Genomic DNA, 22,908 nt, shown 5'->3' on the forward strand with positions numbered 1-22,908 from the left:
TCTTCGTAGGTCATCAATGCTACCCAACTCTAACCTACTTGTCCCACGCATCTGGGACTTTTGCAAGAGGTCTAATGACCACCGCACAGTTGTGAATGGCATTCTTTGGATACTGAGAACCAGGGCACCGTGGCGAGACATGCCAGAAGGTTATGGAAAGTGGCAGACTGTAGCCACAAGGTTTTATCGATGGCAAAAAACCGGAGTCTGGAACCAAATTTTACAATTCATCCCTCTATTATGCAACGCCGAATTTTTACGTCAAGCCGTAGACCGCAACTATGGTGTAGCCTGCGAAGTTTGTTTACCATCTGGCTAATTTTGGTTGTTTTTTGGAGCTTATAAATAAGCTAATCTTATCACTGAGCTTGGGCAATCAGCTTTGTCACATTCCCCAAAAAACGGTATCGCACACTATTATTTTTTAGCGATCGCAAAACTTTTCGGTCTACTGACAGTTGTTACCTCCCTTCCCCTTCTCCTTCAATAACGCCGCATCTCGTTAAGGAACTTGTTCTGATATTGCAAAAATTCTTGGTGTGCTTCCTGAGAACGACGTTTATGATCTACATGGATATCCTTCCGCAAATTCTCAAGTTCTTTAATCCGATTTTCTTGATCCTTAAGAAACTTGCGTTGATATCTGAGATACTCGCTGTGCCATTCTTGAAAGCGTCGTTCACCATCCCGCACCAACATCTGGCGATAATGTTCGTGAGCCAGTAAATGCGAAGGAACGTTAGAAAGATCTGCCATGATTAGAAACCTCAAAAAAGGGGAAGGGGAAGGCGGAAGGCGGAAGGGGATAGGGAGCAGAGGAGATGGGGGAAACAAGCTAATTTAAATACAGTTTTTTCCCTCTACCTCTTCCCCTTCCTTCTACAGCCGTTTCCATTGCTTGATTAACCATTGCCTACGGGCTTCACTAGCTAGCATTTTTGCTGTAGCACCAATAGCACGAGCGCGATCGCTACTAGATAAATCCAAACCGCTTAAGGTTTGGCAAGCCCGAAAATTAGAAATCATTGCACCTGTGCGAATTTGGCGCATGGTGCGAATCTGGATCACCGCTTTACCTCCCGACGTTTAGCAATCAATTTGCCTACTGCTGTTAGTTCTTGAAACAGTTCCTCTAAAATCAACTTTGACTCACTTAAAGGGAGTTTAGAACGAGAAAGCAAGACATCCTTACAGATATCTTGAAAGTCGTCGCTATTGACATTGATAGGAACATTCTGGTTGTTACAGACTTTAGCGACAATTAAACAAGCCCGCAAACCGGAAGCCTTGTCATTTTTTGTCCGCTCTTGAAACTGCTTGACTAAATGGACAACACTTAGCGCATCCTTACGAGCCAACCCTGCTTTTTGGACAACTATCTCCAGTTGGGTTGTTTCGTCTGGTTCGGGAATATCTATCGTTACTAAACGATCCATGAGTGCATCTTGCGTGCCGTGTACCCCGCAATACTCCTCTGGATTGGAGGTAAAGATTGCCCGAAACTCAGGATGAACGCGAATATATTCCTGGCGATTAGCAGCTGCTGGCAATACTAACAGCTTTTCCTCCAACGCCGAAAGCAAGACGTTATTCACCTCAGGACGAGAACGATTAAATTCATCATAAATAAGGGTGAAACCTTCGCGGCAAGCTGTAGTTAGGCGTGAATCAACCCAGGATTCACGTAATTCATCCTCCATCTTGACGACGTTATGAATGTAGTTATCTATAACCTTCTTACGGCTGTAACCCCGTTGATTGCCGATTAAATCGGAGGATTTATATTCATCATCTCCAAACACTAATAAAATAGGACGCTCTAGCATATTCGCTAGATGTACTGCTAATGTGGTTTTACCTGTACCAGCAGGGCCGCGTAGGTGAATGGAAAAGCCTGTGTGTAGATAACGTAAAGCACGCTTCGTCAAATGATTAACTTTCGGCGTTTCGATGAAATTTTGTGAGTTAACTTGGAGAACTGTAGCCACAATTATCTCCAATCAAGATTACTGGAGTTTACTCCGGGAGTTAGAGCGTTTGCTTGGAGATTGTCAAATGAGGGTGCTGTTCCCCAAACGTAATCTTGCAAAGCAGCGACAAAAGCGGCTCGTTCTTGAGCTTGTTCTGTCCAAGTTTGCTGTTGCTGCGATCGCGTTTCTTCCAAAAAGGCAGCCACCTCGGCTTGCAAGGTAGTATGGAAGTTATTTAACGATTCGCGCATGACAGCAGACATAGCAGCGCGATCGGCAGTGGTATTATGCAGAAATTCTGCTGTTTGAGCCGCTAAGTTTTGGCAAAACTCTTCCAGCCAAGCTCGTTGATACTGATGCAAAGCTGCCATTTCTGCCTGAAATTGCTGACGAGTTTCCAGCACATGTTGTTGACGTAAACGAACTTCTTGTTCGCGTTGCTGCCGTGCAGCGTACCATTGTTCTCTAAGAGACACAACTTAAACTCCTTTCCGTTGTACTACATAAAAAATCACGGCGTTGCTGATTGCGGTATGAAAAATAATTTTGCGTTATTTTAAAATCCTTGTAGAGACGTTGCATTTGCTAGTCTCTACATCTATTTAGCAACACCAAAATCACAAATTAGCTTCTAACTATTACTTTTGAGCGGTATTGCTGAAAATGCCTGCTACTGTGGTTTGGCAACAGGCAGATTAGCTAAGGGTATATCAAAAGGGCAATAACCTGATTTAAGCAGCTGGTACAGCAGCTTGAGCAGTCAAACCAACAGCTTCAGCATATTTTAAATATGTTTCTACTGATGCAATTACTATCCGTGCTTCTATTGCTAGGAGTTCGATCCCAACTAAGGATACCCGTACCCATAAATCAATGACAACACCCTTATCAAGAATACGATCGATTACCTCTGCTAAACTCGAAGACGAGTTCACTTTTTCAACGGCCATGATAGATTACTCCATAATTTTGATCAATCAAATCCTTTAAAAACCTGTTGCTGAGGTAGTCTACAAAACATACCTCAGTTTTATCTGGCAAGAAGTTTTACCAGATTTAATGGCAGGTTTTTCTTCAGATATTTACAAATTGAGCAGTGTTTATTACTCGTAGTTATTATTGCGTAAATAATTCCAAATCACAATGTAATTTTTTTTTACTTAAACCTCATCCATTTTAACAACTGAAATTTCTTAAAAAAGATCCAAAAAATAAAATTTTCTTGCCCACTGACTCTTAAGGCTCGTAAATTACAATTATACATCTAATTTACTACAACAATATTTTATTTATTGGAATTGCTAAAATTTCCTCTGGGTTCTGTAGTTGTTCTGCCAAAGCGAGATCATCAGATAAGCTGTAATAATTTTATTAAATTGAAAAGTAAGAAAAGTAGGAAAAGTAAGAAAAGTAGGAAAAGTAAGAAAAGTAAGAAAATAATATATTTAAGATTAACTAGGTTGGCATGATAAAACCAAACTATCTAAATCAAGATGAAATAGGCTGAAACTCCTTTCATAACTGCTTTTCAGCCCTTCTTTATTTCTTAATTTTAATTACAATATTTCAGGCATACCTACTTATATATTTTTGAAAATTTCCAGTTTTTAAGATGAATAATTTTTAATATATTTCTCAAGATAGATAAGATTTAATATCTTTTTCTCATAGAGTATGATATGTTCATTTTATTGCTAGCAACTTGTTCGATTTGAAGTGAAAGTGCTTGAATAAATAGATGAATTAACTATTTGCACAACTTCATTCCAAAAAATTTTGCCTACTATTTGGGTTTTGCTCTTTTACACATTGAAATTCATAAAGCTTTGCAAATATGAAATTCTTCGATTTTATCCATAAGAAAAAAAGGGAAAAAAGCATGAATAAACAAGTAAGCTCTATACCTACTGTTGATTTGGTTATCGTCATCGATACTAGTCCTTCGATGAAAGATGAAGCGCAGGCTCTAAGTGATGCTGCTATGAGTGCGATCGCATCTGCTAAATCTAATTGCCCAACAGAATTAAGAGTAGTTTGGTTAGGGATAGAAGGTATTTGGAAAGGGACAAATTTTGACCAAACTATCAGAGGTTATGTTACTCAAAAGTCTAAGGTATCTGAATCCAAACTTCGGGGTAGAAAAAGAGGAGAACTAAAGTCCGCAGGAGCACAAGAAGATGCAGCTCGTGCCATTGAAGATATCTCAGAATACTTTGATTGGCGCGAAGGTGCAGCACGAGCGATCTTTTATCTCGGCGATGAAGCACTCGAAGGCGGTGGAGATAAAACAGAGCAAAAGGATATTACGGCGGCTGATTTGGCTATCCAAAAAGCCAAAACAGCAGAAGTTACCGTTCACACCTATTTTGGAACGTCTAAAAGCAAGCATCAAGAAGGTATCAAAACCGAATACAGCAGAGTTGCAACCTCAACAGGTGGACAATCTTTTACAGATAAAGACGCTATCAGTGGTTTTAGTGCAGTTTTAGAAAAAGTTATCTGTGGTAGTCGCACATCTAAAACAATTAAGCTCAAACCAGGAGCAGTTTATATTCAAGATTGTGTCTCTAATGAATTAAGCAAACTTTATACCCTAGATTTAGTTACAGGTAAAGCTACCTTTATTAGTGAGATAGTGACAGAAGTTTCTGACATTGCTTTTGTCGGTTCTCAACTATATGGACTCGATCGAGACAAGAATAAGACCAGACTAGTTAAAATTGATCTCAATTCAGGTGATGCTACTGTAGTTGGTGATATTGGTTTTGCTACATCTGGTTTAACATATAATCGCCAGTGTCATACCCTTTACGCCACAACTACTAAACAACTGATTACTATTAATCTTGAAACAGGTAAAGGTACACCAGTAGTAACAGTAGCTGATAAAAACTACAACTGTGGTGAAGTTGCCTTTGATGTTGATGGCAAAGCTTATATCACCTTAATTGGTTACGACAAGAAGAAAGTATTAGCAAGCTGCAATCTCGATACAGGTGAAGTCAAAATTCTTGGCGATATTGGCTTTGCCGATATTGCAAGTATGGAGTTTGTTGGTGATATTCTCTATGGCGTAACTGGCAACTTCTTTAAGTTAGGTAAAGACGGTCAATTAATCCGTATTGATACTACCACGGGTATTGGAACTTTAGTTGCCATAACCGATCCCATCGGTCGTTGGGCAGGCATCACTATTTATGAACCAGCTACGGCAGTAGTAACAAAAATCACTTCAGAAGTAAACTCAAACGGAAAATCCCAAGAGACAAAATCTCAAGAAATTAAAGTTATCAAGGAAGAAAACATGAGTCTTTTAACCATCGATACTAAAAACAATTGTTACGTTATCACCCCCGAGCAAATGAATAATCTGCAACAAAATGTTGCAACTTCCTTTACTTTCGAGAAAGGTACTTTTGATATCAAAATTAGTGGTGGTCGCTACAGCTATGCCCAGAGTAAAACAGAAGGTGAACCTTTTGTTTTACTGTGGATATATGGGGCTGATGGTAGTACATTTATCAACAAAAACACAGGTTTTGAAGTAGGTGCAACCTGGACAACTTTAAATGGATATAATGATAATCTGAAGTTAGAAGTCAAAAAGAAAACAGTTCTGAACGCTTTGTTTTTTGATGTCAACAATGCTGATAACAACGGAGCTATTAATCTTTCTATTACTAGTAGTAAGCCATTTTTCAATTCTCAAACATTAACAGTAGACAGCAAACGTAATTGTTATGTACTGGATGAAGCAAACTTATCTAGTCTGAAACAATCTGGTTCCAATTTAATTGAATTAACGCCGGGAAATTATAAGATCAAAATTCGTGAAGGTAATGCCAGCTATTGGTCAGATAACAAGAAATTTAACATAGAACCTTGGGCTTTAATTTGGGCCAAAGGCGGAAAATTTATTACAAAAATCACTGGTATTGAAGTTGAAGAAACTTGGTTATCATTGAATGGTCTGAAAGATGAAGTAGTTTTAGAGGTTAAAGAAAAAACTACTTTATCAGGTTTATTTATTGACACCTACAAAGAAGATAACGAAGGACAAATTATTCTGGCAATAGAGCCAGTGAGTGCAACTGAACTGACCCAGAAGTATAAAAAGCAGGAAAATAAGGTAACTGTTACAACAGGATCTGTTACAAACATTACAACAGAGTCCATAACAAATGGTACAACCGAAACTGTTACAAATATTCAAGGCTTAGGTGGCTCTGTGAGTCGTGAAGCGGTAGGTGCGAACGGCTCGAGCGAAACTGTTACAAATATTCAAGGCTCAGGTGGATCTGTGAGTCGTGAAGCAGTAGGCGCGAACAGCTCGGTAGACTTTACCTTTCGTTTTAATGAAGACGAGTTTAAGAAGAAGTGGGAGGAGCAGTTACAGCAGATTGATGCATCTATTAATGTGATAGATGAAGCTGATGTGACGCTGGAGGCTAAGTATTGGGATCAGCTCGAAACTTGGTTGCTGAAGAACTACGAGAAGCACTTTAAGAATTTGGCTGTAGAAGTGGCTAAGGTCAGATTCTCAATGGATGCTTATATACAGCAGATGGAATTTAGTCTGAACCAGCATTTGCAAGGCTGGTCTGGTTACTTAGACAAGTTTGTGGAAGATAAGATCAACCTTGAGATATCAAAGAAAATTAATCAGCAAATCAGCCACTACGTAGACCAGACTTTTGAGCAAAGGATACGTAACAATGTCGGATTAATTATTAACAACATTGTCAATAAGCAGGAACTCAACCAGTACATCGATCGTCATGTTGATCGCCAAATCGACCAAAACTTAGAGGAAAAATTACGTAACAACGTTGCATTAATTATCAACAACATTGTTAATAAGCCAGAACTCAATCAGTATATTGATCGCCATGTCGATCGCCAAGTAGATCAAAGCTTCGAGCAAAAGGTACGTAACAACGTTGAATTAATTATCAACAACATCGTCAATAAGCCGGAACTCAACCAGTACATTGACCGACATGTGGATGGGCAAATCGACCAAAGCTTTGAACAAAAAATCCGCACTAACATCAGCGTCATTGCTCAGAACCTTGTCAATAATCCAGAACTGAGCCAGTACTTCAACCAGGAAATCGACAATACCTTCGAGCAAAAGGTACGTAACAACGTTGAATTAATTATCAACAACATCGTCAATAAGCCGGAACTCAACCAGTACATTGACCGACATGTGGATGGACAAATCGACCAAAGCTTTGAACAAAAAATCCGCAACAATATCAGCTTAATTACTCAGAATATCACCAATGATAATGCTGAAATTAAACAGTACTTTAACCAGGAAATCGACAATACTTTTGAGCAAAAGATCCAAAATCACATTCAAGTAATTACCCAGAACATTATCAATGATAATGATGTATTAAACCAGTACGTTGACCAACGCTTACAGCAAAACGTAACCAACAACACTCAAGTTAACAACAGTATTGTGAACCTTGTTACCAACAGCACTGAAATTAACAGCAAGATTGAGAATGTCCGCAACGAGTGGAATGAGACATTTATCAGTTTGGTTACACAGCGAGTCGATGAACTGATTAATGTAATAGGTGGCAGAGAAACATTTGTCAGATTAATTACTCAAAACATCGTTAATAACAATACTGATATTAATCAGTATGTCAGCAAGCAAATCGATGTAACCTACGAGCAAAAGCTACAAAATTACGTCAAGTTAATTACTCAAAACATTGTCAATAATAATGACATATTGAATCAATACGTTGATCGCCGTTTACAACAGAATGTAACCAACAATAACGTCATTATTAACCAAATCTTTGATAACGATCGGATAACTCAGAAGATTCAGAATATCTTGATCGATAATTCTCAAATTCATCAGCAAATTGAGAACGTTGTGATCAATAGTACTGAAATTAACAACAGGATTCTGAACTTTGTTGTCAACAGTACTGAAATTAACAACAAGATTAATAACGTCTACAGAGATATTGATATCAAGATTGAGAACGTCCGCAACGAGTGGAATCAGACATTTATGAGTCTGGTTACACAGTATGTCGATGAACTGATCGCCATAATAGGCAACAGAGAATCATTCAACATCCAGGTTGCTAATGTAATCAACATCAAGGTGGACGAGCTTCTCAACCAAATCTTGAGAATCAGGAACGAACTGACTGTGATCATTAACAACGCAGACAGACATCTCTATGAGTGGACTTTGGGAGAACTAATGGCAATCAAAGGCTGCTTAACCGATCGCCAAGCTCTTGTTGAGCAGCTAGTTACTTTCAGTTCTGAACTCAGAGTCAAGCTGGATAGCACCAACTGTGTAGACATCAACACATTCAAGCCGTTCAAACCTATTTCAGTAAATGCTGCACCATTGTCACCTGTGCAACCGCAGCAGTTACCAGGAAACAAATAACTAGACTTGAAGCTGACTGAAGATTGATGGGGTAGAGGTTGCGTTAGAGCAATGCAATAACGCACTCTACTCCAATAAAACATCTAAATGTGAAAGAAATCACCATTGGTGAAGACGGAACAAAACAAACCTGGGAAGGATCGGAATATTTTCCTAAATTTTGATGTAGCGATCGCTCTTTTATTTTTCTTCTAACTAGGTTTGCGATCGCAACTTGTAGGGTGGGTAGTGTTCTAAACTTATGTTCCGCTAATCAGGTTTTACTAAGCACTGCCGACCCTACACTAGAAAAATAGAAATTTATATTTGAAGATTTTTGTCAATGTGTAAGTCCTAACATATTTCAATCTGCACCTCTGGTTAATAAAAAATTACTTTGCGTGAGTCGAAAATACTACTTATGGCAAAAAAAAGATATTCATATGTTGGGGTATCAATTTTATTGGCTCTCTTGCTCCCAGCCCCCGTTTTGTCTGATGCACCACCTAATGTAATCAATGAACAACTTAGGAATTTGGACAGTGAAAAAAACTCTAGAGGAGAGATAGGAAAACAGCCTCAAGGATCTTCTAATATAAAACCTAATAATCCATCACCTTCGGGAAGAAACATTGACCCAGGAAATCTGACATCCTCGCCTGTACAAAAAACAGATGAAATAGGAAAACAGCCTCAAGAATCTTCTAATATAAAACCTAATAATCTATCACCTTCGGGAAGAAACATTGACTCAGGAAATCTGACATCCTCGCCTGATGACCCGATTCGCAGTTTCAATCAGAGTCAAGAAAACCAGAAAAATAATCCTACTTTACTTGATAGTGCCGTACACTCAAGTACGTTGGACTCCCTTTTGAAAAATCCATTTTCATGGCTGCTGTGGTTGCTCTTGCTGGGACTTCTGGTTTTGCTTGTGTGGTGGTTATGGAAACGTCGTCAGCAGCAGGTCAATCGCTACGTTGACCAAATCCTTGAGCAAAAGATAAGTAATAATGTCGGATTTATTATTAGCAAGATTGCTAATAAGCAAGAATTCAAGCATTATATTGACCAGTATATAGTTCAGCAAATAGACCAAATATTTGAGCAAAAGATACAAAATTCTATCCCATTAATAACTCACAACGTTGTAAATGATAATGATGAATTAAACCAATACATTAACCAGCGATTACACCACAGTGTCATCAACAACACTAAAATTAACAATGAGATTGTAAACATCGTTGCTAACAGTACTGAAATTAACAATAAGATTAATAAAGTCTACAGAGATATTGATATTAAGATAGAGAGCATCCGCAGCGATTGGAATCAGACATTTATAAGTCTGGTTAGGCAGTACGTTGATGAACTGATCGATATAATCGGTGGCAAAGAGACATTTAACATCCTGATTGCGAATTCGATGGCTGTCAAGCTAGATGAGCTTCTCAACCAAATCATAAGAACAAAGAACGAACTGATTGTAATAATGAATGATGCAGATAGACATCTCTATGAGTGGACTCTGGGAGAACTCATAGCAATCAAAGGTTGCTTAACCGACCGTCAGGTTCTTACCGAGCAGCTCGTTTCCTTCAGTGCTGAACTTAGAACCAAGCTCGATTATACGCCCTGTGTAGACATCAAAAATTTCGAGCGGTTCAGACCTATCTCGATAGCTTCAAACCAGCAAGAGCAGATTGCTGGTTCATAACTACGCAAAACGACTTTGATTTCTAAACTACTCTTGGAGAGAGGAAATAGGGGACTTCCAACTAAAAAAATAATCTTGACATAGTTGTTAAGTTCCGAATATTAAAAGAAGGGGAAGGAGAAGGGGGAGAGAGATAATAATGTTGGGTTTCTTTCCTCAATCCAACCTACTTCTAAAGTGAATTGCCGTTTAACCGAGAAGTATTGAGTTCTTAGTCATAAGAAAACCATAAAAATACAAAGTTTTAGTCAGTACAAAAAGCAAATAAGCTTTAAAATTTTTCCTTCCTCTTCCCATTATCGAGATGCAAAAACATAAACTGCACCGACTCGTTTTGCTGTTGAAGTATTTGCCCAAGCAGCAGTTGTAAAAATCCATTCCCTATCTGTTGGGGTAGAAAAACCAAAGTAGCTTTCATAATGTAAATCGGTGGGTTGAAGTTTTTCTTTGAGTTGCCACACTCCTTTTTCTAGTTTGAAGATATGAGCATCACCAGTAGCTTTAATGTTGGAGGAATCGGCACGGGTTGAGCCAATTATGGCTATGTCATTGGCGATCGCTACTGTTGCCCCAAAGAAGGCACAATATTTAGGTTGGGATGGTTGCAATAGTTGTTGTGGTTGCCAAACTCCTTCTATTAACTTGTAGATGTAAACGCTTCCAGTACCCAAAATATTGGTGAGCGGGGTATTGACGGCTCCGACAAAAGCATATTCTCCAGAAATTGCCACGGAATAACCAAATAAGTCATTAATTCCAGGTCGCGGTGAATATAGTTTTTGTTTTTGCTGCCATACCCCGTTTTCTAGGTGGTAGATATAGGCTCCTCCGGGGCGTTTGATGCTGGCAGAAGTATAGCGATCGCCACCGCCGATGATTGCCCATTCTGATGTCATAGCAATGACGTTACCAAAGCATTGATTAAAGCCTAAATCTTGTGGTTGCAGTTTTTGTTTTTGCTGCCATACGTCGTTTTCTAGATAGAATACATAAGCTGCGCCTGCATCTTCAATAGTTGTTGATTTAGCGTGAGATGCGCCGATTATTGCCCAGTTTCCATTGATAGCAATTCCCTTACCAAAAGAACTGTTGACATTTAAATCAGAAGGTTGCAGTTTCTGTTTTTGTTGCCAGATTCCATCTGCTAATTGATAAATGTATGCAGCACCAACATCTTTAATAATTCCATAATCTGCTTTGCGTGCGCCAATAATTGCCCACTGTTGACTCATAGCGACAGCAGAGCCGAATTGATCGCCCACACGAGTATCATCAGGCTGGAGTTGCTGTTTTTGTAGCCACATCTTATTTTGCAATTGGAAAATATAAGCAATCCCAGCATCTTGAATATCGGCTCTATCGGCTTTGCGTGCCCCTGCGATCGCCCATTCTCCATTTAAAGCTGTTTCTTCACCAAAGTATGATTCGCTCTTTAAATCCGCCGGTTGCAGCTTTTGTAATTGTTGCCAATTATTCTGAGGAATTACCGTTTTTGAATCAATAACAATAATTTTTGGCGATAATTCCGACAGTTTTTCTACGAATTCAGTATTTTTATGTTTTAATTCAGAGTTTTTCTGCTTTAGTTCTAATAATTGTTTATCTTGTTCAACATTGTTTTGTTCCAATTCAGCAACTTTCTTATCGAGTTCTGTTAGTTGTATATTTTGTTGAGCGTTCTTTTGTTCTAACTCAGCAATTTGTTGAGCTTGGTCAATATTTTTCTGCTTAAGTTCCGACAGTTGTTTGTCTAGTTCTGTATTCTTATGTTTTGATTCAGCAGCTTTCTTCTCGATTTGAGTATTTTTTTGCTTGAGTTTTGATAGTTGTTTAACTTGCTCAATATTTTTTTGTTCAGATTCAGCAACTTTCTTATCGAGTTCAGTTAGTTGTATATTTTGTTGAGTATTCTTTTGTTCTAACTCAGCAATTTGTTGACCTAGGTCAATATTTTTCTGCTTAAGTTCCGATAGTTGTATATTTTGTTGAGCATTCTTTTGTTCAGATTCAACAACTTTTTTATAGAGTTCAGCACTTTTTTTCTTGATTTCTAATAGTTGTTTAACTTGTTCAATGTTTTTTTGTTCAGATTCAACAACTTTCTTATGAAGTTCACCTAGTTGTATATCTTGTTGAGCTTTTTTTTGTTCTAACTCAAAAATTTGTTGAGCTTGAGCGATATTTTTCTGGTGAAGTTCCGATAGTTGTTTGTCTTGTTCAACGTTCTTGTATTCTGATTCAACAACTTTCTTACCGAATTCGGCATTTTTTTGCTTCAGTTCTGATACTTCTTTATCTTGTTGAGCTTTTTTTTCTTCCAATTCAGCAACTTTATTATGGAGTTCAGCATTTTTCTGCTTCAGTTCTGATAGTTGTTTATCTTGTTCAATATTCTTCTGTTCTAATTCAACGACTTTATTATCGAGTTCGGCATTTCCATGTTCAAGCGCAGATGCTTTAGGTTGAGCCAGTATTTCGTTAATAAAGAATAGTTGGCAATCCCAAATAGCTCCAGTAATTTGGCCGTTATTACTACGGGTTGTAACATCCTTAGCTGTGGTAGTAGAGCCTTCATTTAAAGGCCAATAACCCACCAATCCCGGCTCATTTCCTCTTAAGCGGGTGTACATAAAAGATTTAATTTCAGCTTCGGAACGGATACAATTCCAAAGTCTAACTTCGGCTATCTTGCCTTTAAAATTATAAGCTTCGTTATCATCTTGATAAACACCTATTCTTAAATTATTTTCAGGATTATAATTAATTGTATTAGCCGAGATTGCTTTTGTTGCTTTCAGAACTCCATTAACATAAACCTTCATCTCTTGGCCGTTGTAAGTACCTGTAATATGCTGCCATTGAGATAAAGTTAATGTCTTATTACCGCTACTGAGATACTGGATTCCTTTATTTTCAGGGGTGCAAGCAAAATTCACACCACTCACACCATCAAGACACAAACCATATCCACTTTCTGTAAAACCTGTATCAAAAATATTGCCAAAGATACCAGCCCACTGCTTTTGTTGTTCAGGATAAACCCAAGCCTCTACAGTCAGAGTTTTTTCGATTTTAAATTCTGGTTTTTTGCCGATATCAACGAGATCGTCTATACCATCAAAGGAAAGAAAATAAGCAGGAAGATTTGTATTACTATCGGTTTGAATAAAGGTTTGTTGTTGTTGCCAAGTAGCTCCATAAATTATTGCTTGATTAATAATATTACATTTATCCTTGGCAATATTGCCAGTTCCCTCATTCAAAGGCCAATAGCGTACCAATCCGGCTTCTTTACCTTCTAAATGTCGGTGTAAGTCTTGTTGCAGTTCTTCTACTGAACGCGCGCGGTTCCACAGACGTACTTCTGCCATTTGTCCGTCAAAATAACCATCTTGTGTCCAGTTACTCCGGCCGATGTAATTAAGACTTCGGTTAAGGTTTTCAGGAAGTTGAATTTTTCCAGATTGAATTTCTGCACCGTTTTTGTAGAGTTTACCATTACCAGAGCTATCAACTGTTGCTGCTAAGTGCATCCACTTCCCAGTTTCGAGGACGTTATTAGCTCTAATTCTTTCTACTGTAATTTTTTTGATCTGTAAGATAAGTGTATTAGTGTTAGCCTCATTCGCAAATACGATGTTGTCTTTGTCTACACCATTACCAAAGTCAATGATACGCGACCAAAACTTAAAGCTATTGTAATAAACCCATGCTTCTATAGTGAAACCCTGTGAATAATCTACATTCATTTTAGACAAAACAATATGGTCGTTTTGTCCGTTAAATTTAAGAAAGTAGGGTAAGTAATTTATCTGTTGATTTAGCATGGTGTAGTTAGCTCCTACTTGCATCTGAACTAGTGCAAAACTGTAAACGAATACTTAATTAGCATAAGAAATACTTTAGAAATATTAGCAAGCTAGGGATTTTATCTATTACACTTTCAATTTGAAGATTTAACAATAAAAAAATAGCGAGAGGTTAAATGTGTGACCAAAGATAAAAATTTTGCAACCATTATAAGATATTTACTTGGTTACATATACAATAAATAACACAAATATTTATTCTTTTATAAAAAAATAATAAATTAGTTAGTTTTAACTAATTTATTAAGTAGGTTGGCATGATAAAACTAAACTATATAAATAAATATAAAGTAGGCTCAAACCTTCTTTGCTCTTACCTTTAGCTTCTTGCCACTTCCTTTATTTTAACCACAATTTTTGGCGTTAATCTACTTAAATTCCTTAAACATTTTGACTAAAAGTAAGAAAAGTAGGAAAAGTATCAAAAGTAGGAAAAGTATTAAAAGTAGGATATTTAATATTACGTAGGTTTGCATGATAAAATCAAACTACCTCAAGATAAATTAGGCTAAAACCCTGTTCCCTCTTACTTTAGCCCTTGATACTTTCTTTATTTTAGCTAGAAATTTTGACATCGACCTACTTATATGTTCTTGAAAAATTCCAGTTTCCAAGATGCATAAGGTTTAATATCTTTCTCAAGATGGATAAGGTTTAGTATATTTTTATAATAGAAATATGATATTGTTTTTTGTGTTGATAAAATTTAAGTTATAAAAAACATTTTGCGTTCTCTATTGTGTAAATAATTGCTAATAGAGAAAAGCACTTTATATATCACTAAAGAGTCAAAACTATCGTGACCCATACACCAATAACATCTAGTTCTAAAATCAATTCGAGTCGAACAATTAACACCTCTACCCAAGGTTCGACTTTGGCGGATATTTTGGAACGAATTTTAGATAAGGGAATTGTAATCGCAGGTGATATTTCTGTTTCTATCGCCTCTACTGAACTTTTACATATCCGAATTCGCTTATTGATTTCTTCTGTAGATAAAGCACGAGAAATGGGAATAAATTGGTGGGAAGGCGATCCTTACCTTAGTAGCAAAGCCCAGACTTTAATTGAAGAAAATCGACAACTCCACGATAGACTACAAAGTATAGAAGCAGAAATGCGATCGCTTAAAGCTTTAGCTACTAGTCAGGTGGATTTAGGGATAAGGGAAGGGGAAGGTTTTTAAATAAGATTTTTTTACTTTGATTTCAGAAATATTAGTTAAACATTTTGAGAAAACGCTTGTAGCCTTTTCAATTGAAAAATAAAATTAGTGATGTTATGACGTTAGTTAGTAAGTCTTCAGAAAGTTCGGCTGAAAAAATTCTTAATGTTCACAAACTGAACAGTAAAGCAGGTTTAGCTTCTTTATTGTTAACTGTGTTGGAAGTTATTCGCCAGTTAATGGAAGCACAAGTTATTCGTCGCATGGATGAACAACTCCTCAGTGATTCGCAGCTAGACGAAGCAGCAGAAAGTTTGCAAAAACTAGAAGAACAAGTATTACACTTGTGCCAAATTTTTGAAATAAAACCAGAGGATTTAAATATAGATTTGGGAGAACTTGGTACTCTTTTACCTGCACCCGGAACCTACTATCCAGGGGAACCTAGTCAAAATCCTTCTATCTTGGAACTGCTAGACAGGCTTTTAAATATTGGCGTAGTGTTACATGGTGATATTGATTTAGGTTTAAGTAATCTAAATTTAATTCACGCCAAGCTACGCTTAGTTTTGACATCAAAACCAATTTAGTTTTTGGAAAACTTTAGAAAACACTTAGGAAATATTTATGACTTCAGGTCTTTATCTTTACGGAATTTTCCGCAAAGCCGTTTCTGAAAATGTCATATTAGAAGGATTAGATAAACAACAAGTTAAAAACTATTCTCTTGATGGCTTTAACTTTTTGTATTCAGAAGCTAAACAACAAAAATATCTTGCTTCTAGACGCAATTTATTGTGTCATGAAAAAGTTTTAGAAGAAGCAATGAGTCAAGGGTTTCGTACCCATTTACCTCTACGTTTTGGCTTAGTTGTGAAAACCTGGGACACAGTTAACGAACAATTGCTTGTTCCCTATAAAGAACAATTAGAAGCATTATTTCAAAAACTGGATGGACGGCGAGAAGTTAGCGTCAAAGTTTTATGGAATAGTCAGGAAGAAATCCAAGCATTGCTAGAGACAAATCCAGAATTGCGAGAAAAGCGCGATGCAATGGAAGGTAAAACTTTGAAAATGGAAGAAGTCATCGATATTGGTCAAATGATTGAAAAGGGTTTGCAAGTTCGTAAGGAAACTATTATCCAAACTTTTCAAGATGAATTAAATAGTTTAGCAGAAGAAGTATTAGAAAATAATACGATGACAGAAGAGATGATTTATAATACAGCTTATTTAATTCCTTGGGATAGTGAATCTATCTTTAGTGAAAAAGTAGAATCTATCGATCAAAAATTTAGCGATCGCCTGCGAATTCGCTACAACAATTTTACTGCTCCTTATACATTTGCCCAGCTTTCTTAAGGGAAATTAATCTAATGTTGATGAAAATATTATTGTTTCCTGTCATTGGGCCACTTGAAGGCATAACCTGGATAGGAGAACAACTTCTAGAACGTGCTAGTGGTGAATTAGATGCAAACGAAAATTTGCACAAACGCTTGTTAGCTTTGCAACTGGCCTTTGATATTGGCGAAATATCTGAAGAGGAGTTTGAAATTCAAGAAGAGGAACTTTTACTGCAAATTCAAGCAATGGAAGAAGAAGCAGAAGAAGTTGATTAAATTTTAACCTCTTCTACAGGATTGATTGTGACTAAATATCTAAGTAAAAAGTATCAAAATTATTGGACTCGGAAGCCTTGTGAGAAGTATGGGAGGGAGTTTCGCTTGTATTATCAGTTGGAGTAACGCGCATAGTCTGAGTCTGGACGGAAGGTGATTGGCGCAAGTTTTGAATTGATAATTCAGTTTGTTGTATTTGAGTATCTAAATCACTAAGGTGCTGTTTCAATTGTTCCAAACTCTCAGTCATAAATTTCACTTCTTCCTGGATACGCTGTCGATCTGACACCATTTTGTATAGCTTTAATTGCTCAGATGCCTCAGATTTTATACGAGGCATTGTGCTGATTTTAGGTCTGTTGAGTCGCCGATTACCAATGTGTTTCATTATCTACTTATAAGAGAATTAGTTTTATTGTAAGTAGTTATTTACTCATTTTTAATATATATAAGAATCTCTATATATATTAATTTATAATATAATTTAAATCCTAAAATTATTTAACTTTAAATGTTAAGTGTGGAATTATATAATCTTTACGTTTATGCTTTTATCCAAACACCAGTTGTTGACCTAAATTTACCTCTAGGCATCAGCAATATTGTAGTCCTAATTAGCAAATCTGGTGTTTCTGCTCTGGTAGAGCCAGCCATTTCTTTGGAATCATTGCAAAATAACGACGAAAGCTTAATTAAGGCAGTCTTGTCTCACGATCGCGTAATTTATGAAGTATTTCGCCACACTACAGTTTTACCCTTGCGGTTTGGTACTTCATTTGCTTCACAAGAGAGCTTATTAAATCATTTAGAAACCCATGCTGAAGAATATCTAGAAAAGTTATGCCAAATCAAAGATAAAAATCAATATATTTTAAAATTTATTCCTCGCACTTTAGATGAAACTAATACACCATCAGCATCGGCAGGAAAAGAGTATTTATTAGCCAAAAAGCAACGCTATCAAGCACAGCAAAATTTTTACACTGCTCAAATAACAGAATGGGAAAATATAGCTCAGACAATTACTCAGATCCATGAATCTAAAATTGTTCAGAAAGAAGGTAAAGAAACACGAATTTATCTTTTAGTGAGTAGTCAAAATGAATCTTTACTAACAGCACAACTTTTGGCTTGGCAAGAAGCCTGTCCCCGTTGGGAGTTACAGTTAGGAGAACCACTACCTCCTTATGACTTTATTTAACTATTGAATATAAGCAATAGTGTCTGATGTCACTTTTTTAAATCTAGAATTTTTAAAATAAAGATTAGACCTCTTGCATAAATCTTTTTTTGCCTCACGCAAAGAACAACCTGAAAAGAACAACTTTTGCAATAAGTCTATTATTTCGCCCACAAGGGACAATGTTTTTACCCTTCCCCTTCCCCTTCCCCCCTTCCCCTTCTTGATATGAACTCAAATCCCCAAATAGTTGATAGTATTCATCAATATGACTCACTGTGTTTAACCATGTTTAGTGGTAAAGGTGGAGTCGGAAAAACCACACTTGCTTGTGCTTTTGCTCGACGAGTGGCTCAATTATTTCCTAATGAAAACATACTTTTAATATCCACAGATCCAGCGCACTCTTTAGGCGATGTGCTGGAAATAGAAGTAGCAGAACAAGCTTCGCCTTTATCCGATTTACCTAATTTAAGCGTTCAAGCGTTGGATGCTAAACAATTACTATTAGAATTTAAAGCAAAATACGGTAATTATTTAGAACTGCTAGTTGAACGTGGAAGCTTTGTTGAAGGAGAAGATTTAACGCCTGTTTGGGATTTAGAATGGCCTGGTATAGATGAAGTCATGGGTTTGCTAGAAATTCAAAAGTTGCTAACAGAAAAAGCGGTCGATCGCATAGTAGTAGACATGGCTCCTTCTGGGCATACTTTAAATTTGTTAGGCATTAAAGATTTTTTAGATGTAGTATTAAATTCTTTAGAATTATTTCAAGAAAAACATCGGGCGATCGCTAAAACTTTTAGCGGACGTTATATACCGGATGAAGTTGATGACTTTTTGGCTAAATTGAAATCAGAATTAGCAGAAGGCAAACGGTTATTACAGGATGTGAATTTTACTGCTTGCTTAGTAGTTGCGATCGCAGAACCAATGAGCCTGTTAGAAACCAAAAGGTTTTTAGATAATTTGCAGGAACTAGAAATAACTTGTGGTGGTTTAATAATCAACAAAATATTGACAGATATAAATCAAGATTTAGACCGTTACAGCGAACAACAAAAGTTATTGAATAATTTTCTAGATGTTTCAGCAAACCAGTCTCTATTTATCGTACCGCAACAGATAACAGAACCTTTAGGAAGCCTAGCCTTAGATAATTTAATTAGCCAAATCAAAAAGGTTGATACCGTCACCAATGTTCCTTCACCAACTATACAATGGCCTGTTAAAATATCTCCTAATTTCAGCGATTTTATAAACGAAGGCAAACAACTAATCCTCATTGGTGGTAAGGGCGGAGTAGGAAAAACTACAGTAGCAGCAGCCATAGGATGGTCATTAGCCAGCTATTATCCCGACAAAAATATTCGCTTAATTTCTATCGACCCCGCCCATTCTTTAGGAGATGCTTTTGGTAAGAAGTTGGGACACGAACCTACTCAATTAACTGCTAATTTAAGCGGTCAAGAAATCGATGCCAAAACCATCTTAGAACAGTTTCGTAAAGATTATCTTTGGGAATTAGCTGAAATGATGAGTGGTGAAGGAAGTGAACCAGGAGCAATCAAAATTGCTTATACTCCCGAAGCTTGGCGACAACTTGTAGCTCAAGCTTTACCTGGTATTGATGAAATGCTATCTCTGATTACCATCATGGATTTATTAGACAGTAAACAGCAAGATTTAATTATTTTAGATACAGCCCCTACAGGTCATCTTCTCAGATTTTTAGAAATGCCCTCTGCGCTAGCAGAATGGTTAGCATGGATATTTAAATTATGGATGAAATATCAAAACGCTTTAGGACGCATAGATTTTATGGCAAGGTTACGAAAATTGCGCCAACAAGTCATGCAAGCCCAGAAAAAATTACAAGACCCAAATCATACAGAATTTATTGGTGTGATTCAAGCAGAAGCAGCAATTCTTGCTGAACAAACGCGACTAACTGAATCTTTAGCAAAAATGCACGTTTCTCAGCGTTATATTGTGCATAATCGCTACATTCAAGAGATAGAACTTGATGACAGTCTATTTGTCAATCAAACTATTATTCGCTTACCAATTTTACCCCGTTCTGTAGAATCGCAAGACCGGATTATCGGAGCAGCAAAATTATTATTTTAATATAATCGTCAGTTTATGTTTACATAGTTGAGTTTATTCTTACCCACCTAATTACATACTCCTGTCATCAGAGTAAGTCAGAGTATGATGTTGAATAAATCAACTCTGCGGAGGAAGAGATATTGGGGGATAAATCGGTATATTTCAGAGGAACTCCCTCAATAAACCAGAAAACTTCTCAATCCTTTGCCAGACGATCGCAACGCTTTGGTGAAAAAGAGCATGACTGCCAAAAAAAGGGAGGAATTTAATGAGCGATTTATTCAAAGGTTTTGAGCAGTTACTAGAACTAGCAAAAGCCTTGGAAGAAAAAATTGAAACCGGAGAAATCAAGGCAGATATGCAGTTTCGGACTCGTCCTCTTAGCAGTATACCTCGTACAGTCGGCGTGAATCGTCCTGGTTCTGTCAACGTCCACGTGGGCAATACTAGCTTTCGGACTCCCCAACCGCCCAGCGATACATCTGCCCAAACGAATTACACATCCCCGAACCCAATTACACCAGACTCTTCAGCAACCGCCTCCTTACAAGATGTCGGTGGACTAACAGAAGTTCTCAAAGAACTCAGAGAATTGATTGCCATCCCCTTAAAACGTCCTGACCTACTGACAAAACTCGGATTAGAACCGACGCGCGGAGTTTTATTGGTCGGGCCTCCCGGAACTGGTAAAACCCTAACAGCCCGCGCCCTTGCAAAAGAATTGGAAGTTAACTATATTGCCATAGTTGGGCCAGAAGTTATTGGTAAATACTACGGTGAAGCAGAACAAAGACTGCGGGGAATTTTTGAAAAAGCTGCTAAAAGTGCGCCTTGTATAGTTTTTATAGATGAAATTGATAGCCTTGCCCCAGACCGCAGCAAAGTAGAAGGGGAAGTAGAAAAACGACTAGTGGCGCAACTTCTGGGCTTGATGGATGGTTTTTCCCAAACTAAAGGGGTAATTGTCCTGGCTGCTACCAATCGTCCAGAACATCTCGACTCAGCTTTACGCCGCCCTGGAAGATTTGACCGAGAAGTGCTATTTCGCGTCCCAGACCGCCAAGGCCGTTTGGAGATACTAGAAATTCTGACTCGTGCCATGCCGAAAGAACCGACAGTAAATTTAGCAGAAATTGCTGATTTAGCTGTGGGATTTGTGGGTGCAGACTTGAAAGCTATCTGTCAAAAAGCTGCTTACAGCGCCTTACGCCGTCAAGTCCCCTCAATAGAAGGGCCGATTCCCGACCAGATGACAGTGCAACACTCAGATTTTTTGCAGGCACTCAAAGAAATTAAACCTGCTGTTTTACGTTCGGTAGAAGTGGAATCTCCCAACGTAACTTGGGAAGAAATTGGTGGGCTGGAGGAAATTAAACAAACCCTGCGCGAAGCCGTAGAAGGCGCATTGTTACATCCAGAACTATACCTGAGAACCAAAGCGCGATCGCCTAAAGGAATTTTATTATGGGGGCCACCTGGAACTGGCAAAACTATGTTAGCCAAAGCCGTTGCTTCCCAAGGTAGAGCGAATTTTATCTGTGTCAACGGCCCGGAATTACTTAGTAAGTGGGTGGGCGCTAGCGAACAAGCGGTGCGGGAATTATTTGCCAAAGCCAGACTTGCATCACCTTGCGTAATATTTCTCGATGAAATAGACACATTAGCACCTGCAAGAGGGCGTTATAATGGCGATTCAGGAGTAAGCGATCGCGTTGTCGGGCAATTGCTCACAGAATTAGACGGCTTGTCCACAGGTGCTACTATCCTGGTAATTGCCGCTACCAATCGTCCTGATGCCTTAGACCCAGCTTTATTAAGGTCTGGAAGATTAGATTTACAGATATTAGTAGATTTACCTAATTTACAAAGCCGATGGGCAATCTTGCAAGTTTATAATCAAGACCGACCCTTAGAAGATGTGAACTTAGCTGACTGGGCAACAGTAACCGAGGGTTGGAACGGCGCGGATTTAGCATTGCTTGGCGATCGGGCTGCGGTGGAAGCAATTCGTCGCTATCATGCCCAAGGAATGACCGATCCGGCAGCAATCAAAATTACAGACGAAGATTTTAACTATGCCCATCAAATTTTAATGCAACAGCGATCGCTCTAGAAGCTTGACTAAATAAGCAAAAACTTGCCTAAACATATTCATGGTTCATTCATGATGAGTAAGTAGAATGGCACAAAAAAACTGAACTATATAACGGAAAGTAAAGTTGCTCAAAAAGCTATTGAATTCTGCCTTCTGTCCTCTACCTCCTGCATTTTTATAACGACAATTTTCAATACCAACCTACTTCGATTGTACCAAATGTGCAAAATTATAGAATTAAGATAAATTATTTTTTATCTTGATTAATGCGTGAAGCAAGTATATACTTACTTCAGGTAAAGAAAACTTGTTTTTAGTTATGTTTACCATCAAAAAAGAGCTAAAACTTAATAACAAGGAACGCTCCTTGATGCGCGGCATGGCTGGATTTAAGCGATTTGTTTACAATTATGGATTAGACTTAATTATAGAGAATTGGGATTTCAATCACATCTAAGCTGGAGATGCTAAACGAATAGATGCAATCAAAAAGGTTTATAAACAAGCAAATTATGGAACTAAAGTTGAAATAGTTGATTGGTGGTTTTCTTCTAAAACTTGTTCCAAATGCAGTCATATTCAAGCGATGAATCAGTCAGATAGAATATTCTTTTGTCAAAAGTGCTGCAATGAAGAAGAATCACCGTCTAAAGCAGTAAGCTAGGCTCTGGTTTAACTTAACGCCTGTGGACAAGAAGTAGCCATCTACCTTGGTCGTTCGCTCTTAGCGTTCCCGTACCCCTTCCGGGAAGCA

19 protein-coding genes are annotated in these 22,908 nt (G+C 37.7%); 12 read left to right on the plus strand and 7 right to left on the minus strand.

Annotation, left to right across the window (positions count from 1 at the left end; genetic code table 11):
• A partial coding sequence (locus RMX98_RS32095; RefSeq protein ID WP_409881803.1) for a transposase occupies positions 1 to 319 on the plus strand: 319 nt, incomplete at its 5' end.
• 164 nt (positions 320 to 483) lie between these two features.
• Here RMX98_RS32095 and RMX98_RS32100 read toward each other — a convergent pair.
• From RMX98_RS32100 to gvpA, 5 genes are all read right to left on the minus strand, one after another.
• Entirely contained in the window at positions 484 to 756 is a 273-nt protein-coding gene (locus RMX98_RS32100; protein ID WP_322681240.1) for a hypothetical protein, read from the minus strand.
• Between the two features lie 123 nt (positions 757 to 879).
• Positions 880 to 1,068 (minus strand): hypothetical protein, encoded by a 189-nt coding sequence (locus tag RMX98_RS32105; RefSeq protein ID WP_322681239.1) that lies wholly within the window; start codon positions 1,066 to 1,068, stop codon positions 880 to 882.
• Positions 1,065 to 1,988, minus strand: coding sequence for a gas vesicle protein GvpN (gene gvpN / locus RMX98_RS32110; protein WP_322681238.1), 924 nt, complete (start codon positions 1,986 to 1,988; stop codon positions 1,065 to 1,067). The genes RMX98_RS32105 and gvpN overlap by 4 nt, the downstream gene beginning before the upstream one ends.
• A 2-nt stretch (positions 1,989 to 1,990) precedes the next feature.
• On the minus strand, positions 1,991 to 2,446 hold the full coding sequence (locus tag RMX98_RS32115; RefSeq protein WP_322681237.1) for a hypothetical protein: 456 nt from the start codon (positions 2,444 to 2,446) through the stop codon (positions 1,991 to 1,993).
• A 255-nt stretch (positions 2,447 to 2,701) separates the two neighbouring features.
• A complete protein-coding gene (gene gvpA / locus RMX98_RS32120) occupies positions 2,702 to 2,920 on the minus strand; it encodes a gas vesicle structural protein GvpA (protein ID WP_322681236.1) in 219 nt (72 codons plus the stop codon).
• 929 nt (positions 2,921 to 3,849) lie between these two features.
• On the opposite strand from gvpA, the gene RMX98_RS32125 reads away from it, so the two are divergent.
• Together RMX98_RS32125 and RMX98_RS32130 are read left to right on the plus strand one after the other, a co-directional pair.
• The gene (locus tag RMX98_RS32125) at positions 3,850 to 8,409 is read left to right on the plus strand and encodes a hypothetical protein (protein ID WP_409882051.1); all 4,560 of its coding nucleotides are present in this window, start codon (positions 3,850 to 3,852) and stop codon (positions 8,407 to 8,409) included.
• A gap of 400 nt (positions 8,410 to 8,809) precedes the next feature.
• Positions 8,810 to 10,108 carry a hypothetical protein gene (locus RMX98_RS32130; protein WP_409882052.1) on the plus strand — a complete coding sequence of 433 codons (1,299 nt, stop codon included), beginning with the start codon at positions 8,810 to 8,812 and terminating at the stop codon, positions 10,106 to 10,108.
• A 296-nt stretch (positions 10,109 to 10,404) separates the two neighbouring features.
• Here the strand turns inward: RMX98_RS32130 and RMX98_RS32135 are convergent, their stop codons facing one another.
• A complete protein-coding gene (locus RMX98_RS32135; protein WP_409882053.1) occupies positions 10,405 to 13,935 on the minus strand; it encodes a LamG-like jellyroll fold domain-containing protein in 3,531 nt (1,176 codons plus the stop codon).
• 841 nt (positions 13,936 to 14,776) lie between these two features.
• Between RMX98_RS32135 and RMX98_RS32140 the strand changes: the two genes are divergently transcribed.
• The 4 genes from RMX98_RS32140 (at position 14,777) to RMX98_RS32155 (ending at position 16,767) form a co-directional block, all read left to right on the plus strand.
• A complete protein-coding gene (locus RMX98_RS32140; protein ID WP_322681232.1) occupies positions 14,777 to 15,166 on the plus strand; it encodes a gas vesicle protein in 390 nt (129 codons plus the stop codon).
• 95 nt (positions 15,167 to 15,261) lie between these two features.
• Positions 15,262 to 15,735, plus strand: coding sequence for a gas vesicle protein K (locus tag RMX98_RS32145; protein WP_322681231.1), 474 nt, complete (start codon positions 15,262 to 15,264; stop codon positions 15,733 to 15,735).
• 37 nt (positions 15,736 to 15,772) lie between these two features.
• Entirely contained in the window at positions 15,773 to 16,507 is a 735-nt protein-coding gene (locus tag RMX98_RS32150; RefSeq protein WP_322681230.1) for a GvpL/GvpF family gas vesicle protein, read from the plus strand.
• 14 nt (positions 16,508 to 16,521) lie between these two features.
• Positions 16,522 to 16,767: a gas vesicle protein GvpG gene (locus RMX98_RS32155; RefSeq protein ID WP_322681229.1), complete on the plus strand. Its 246-nt coding sequence runs from the start codon at positions 16,522 to 16,524 to the stop codon at positions 16,765 to 16,767.
• Positions 16,768 to 16,798: 31 nt separating this feature from the next.
• On the opposite strand, the gene RMX98_RS32160 is transcribed toward RMX98_RS32155, so the two are convergent.
• Positions 16,799 to 17,059 (minus strand): hypothetical protein, encoded by a 261-nt coding sequence (locus RMX98_RS32160; RefSeq protein WP_409882054.1) that lies wholly within the window; start codon positions 17,057 to 17,059, stop codon positions 16,799 to 16,801.
• Positions 17,060 to 17,278: 219 nt separating this feature from the next.
• Between RMX98_RS32160 and RMX98_RS32165 the strand changes: the two genes are divergently transcribed.
• The 5 genes from RMX98_RS32165 (at position 17,279) to RMX98_RS32185 (ending at position 22,818) form a co-directional block, all read left to right on the plus strand.
• Positions 17,279 to 17,968, plus strand: coding sequence for a GvpL/GvpF family gas vesicle protein (locus RMX98_RS32165; RefSeq protein ID WP_409882055.1), 690 nt, complete (start codon positions 17,279 to 17,281; stop codon positions 17,966 to 17,968).
• Positions 17,969 to 18,175: 207 nt separating this feature from the next.
• Positions 18,176 to 20,077, plus strand: a complete 1,902-nt coding sequence (locus tag RMX98_RS32170; protein ID WP_322681226.1) for an ArsA family ATPase — start codon at positions 18,176 to 18,178, stop codon at positions 20,075 to 20,077.
• A 250-nt stretch (positions 20,078 to 20,327) separates the two neighbouring features.
• Complete coding sequence (locus tag RMX98_RS32175; protein WP_322681225.1) at positions 20,328 to 22,172, plus strand: AAA family ATPase; 1,845 nt, start codon at positions 20,328 to 20,330, stop codon at positions 22,170 to 22,172.
• A 301-nt stretch (positions 22,173 to 22,473) separates the two neighbouring features.
• A complete protein-coding gene (locus tag RMX98_RS32180; RefSeq protein ID WP_409881800.1) occupies positions 22,474 to 22,611 on the plus strand; it encodes a helix-turn-helix domain-containing protein in 138 nt (45 codons plus the stop codon).
• Positions 22,612 to 22,638: 27 nt separating this feature from the next.
• Complete coding sequence (locus RMX98_RS32185) at positions 22,639 to 22,818, plus strand: zinc ribbon domain-containing protein (RefSeq protein ID WP_409882056.1); 180 nt, start codon at positions 22,639 to 22,641, stop codon at positions 22,816 to 22,818.
• The last annotated feature ends 90 nt before the right edge of the window (positions 22,819 to 22,908 follow it).

Origin of the sequence: Nostoc sp. DedQUE02, from assembly GCF_034531035.1 — a bacterium.
GTDB lineage: Bacteria > Cyanobacteriota > Cyanobacteriia > Cyanobacteriales > Nostocaceae > Nostoc.

Excerpts from the sequence above, each read along its gene's own strand:
- RMX98_RS32100 (WP_322681240.1), bottom strand. The coding sequence starts at position 756 with ATGGCAGATCTTTCTAACGTTCCTTCGCATTTACTGGCTCACGAACAT.
- gvpA (WP_322681236.1), bottom strand. The coding sequence starts at position 2,920 with ATGGCCGTTGAAAAAGTGAACTCGTCTTCGAGTTTAGCAGAGGTAATC.
- RMX98_RS32125 (WP_409882051.1), top strand. The coding sequence starts at position 3,850 with ATGAATAAACAAGTAAGCTCTATACCTACTGTTGATTTGGTTATCGTC.
- RMX98_RS32130 (WP_409882052.1), top strand. The coding sequence starts at position 8,810 with ATGGCAAAAAAAAGATATTCATATGTTGGGGTATCAATTTTATTGGCT.
- RMX98_RS32135 (WP_409882053.1), bottom strand. The coding sequence starts at position 13,935 with ATGCTAAATCAACAGATAAATTACTTACCCTACTTTCTTAAATTTAAC.
- RMX98_RS32145 (WP_322681231.1), top strand. The coding sequence starts at position 15,262 with ATGACGTTAGTTAGTAAGTCTTCAGAAAGTTCGGCTGAAAAAATTCTT.
- RMX98_RS32150 (WP_322681230.1), top strand. The coding sequence starts at position 15,773 with ATGACTTCAGGTCTTTATCTTTACGGAATTTTCCGCAAAGCCGTTTCT.
- RMX98_RS32155 (WP_322681229.1), top strand. The coding sequence starts at position 16,522 with ATGTTGATGAAAATATTATTGTTTCCTGTCATTGGGCCACTTGAAGGC.
- RMX98_RS32160 (WP_409882054.1), bottom strand. The coding sequence starts at position 17,059 with ATGGTGTCAGATCGACAGCGTATCCAGGAAGAAGTGAAATTTATGACT.
- RMX98_RS32165 (WP_409882055.1), top strand. The coding sequence starts at position 17,279 with ATGTTAAGTGTGGAATTATATAATCTTTACGTTTATGCTTTTATCCAA.
- RMX98_RS32170 (WP_322681226.1), top strand. The coding sequence starts at position 18,176 with ATGAACTCAAATCCCCAAATAGTTGATAGTATTCATCAATATGACTCA.
- RMX98_RS32175 (WP_322681225.1), top strand. The coding sequence starts at position 20,328 with ATGAGCGATTTATTCAAAGGTTTTGAGCAGTTACTAGAACTAGCAAAA.
- RMX98_RS32180 (WP_409881800.1), top strand. The coding sequence starts at position 22,474 with ATGTTTACCATCAAAAAAGAGCTAAAACTTAATAACAAGGAACGCTCC.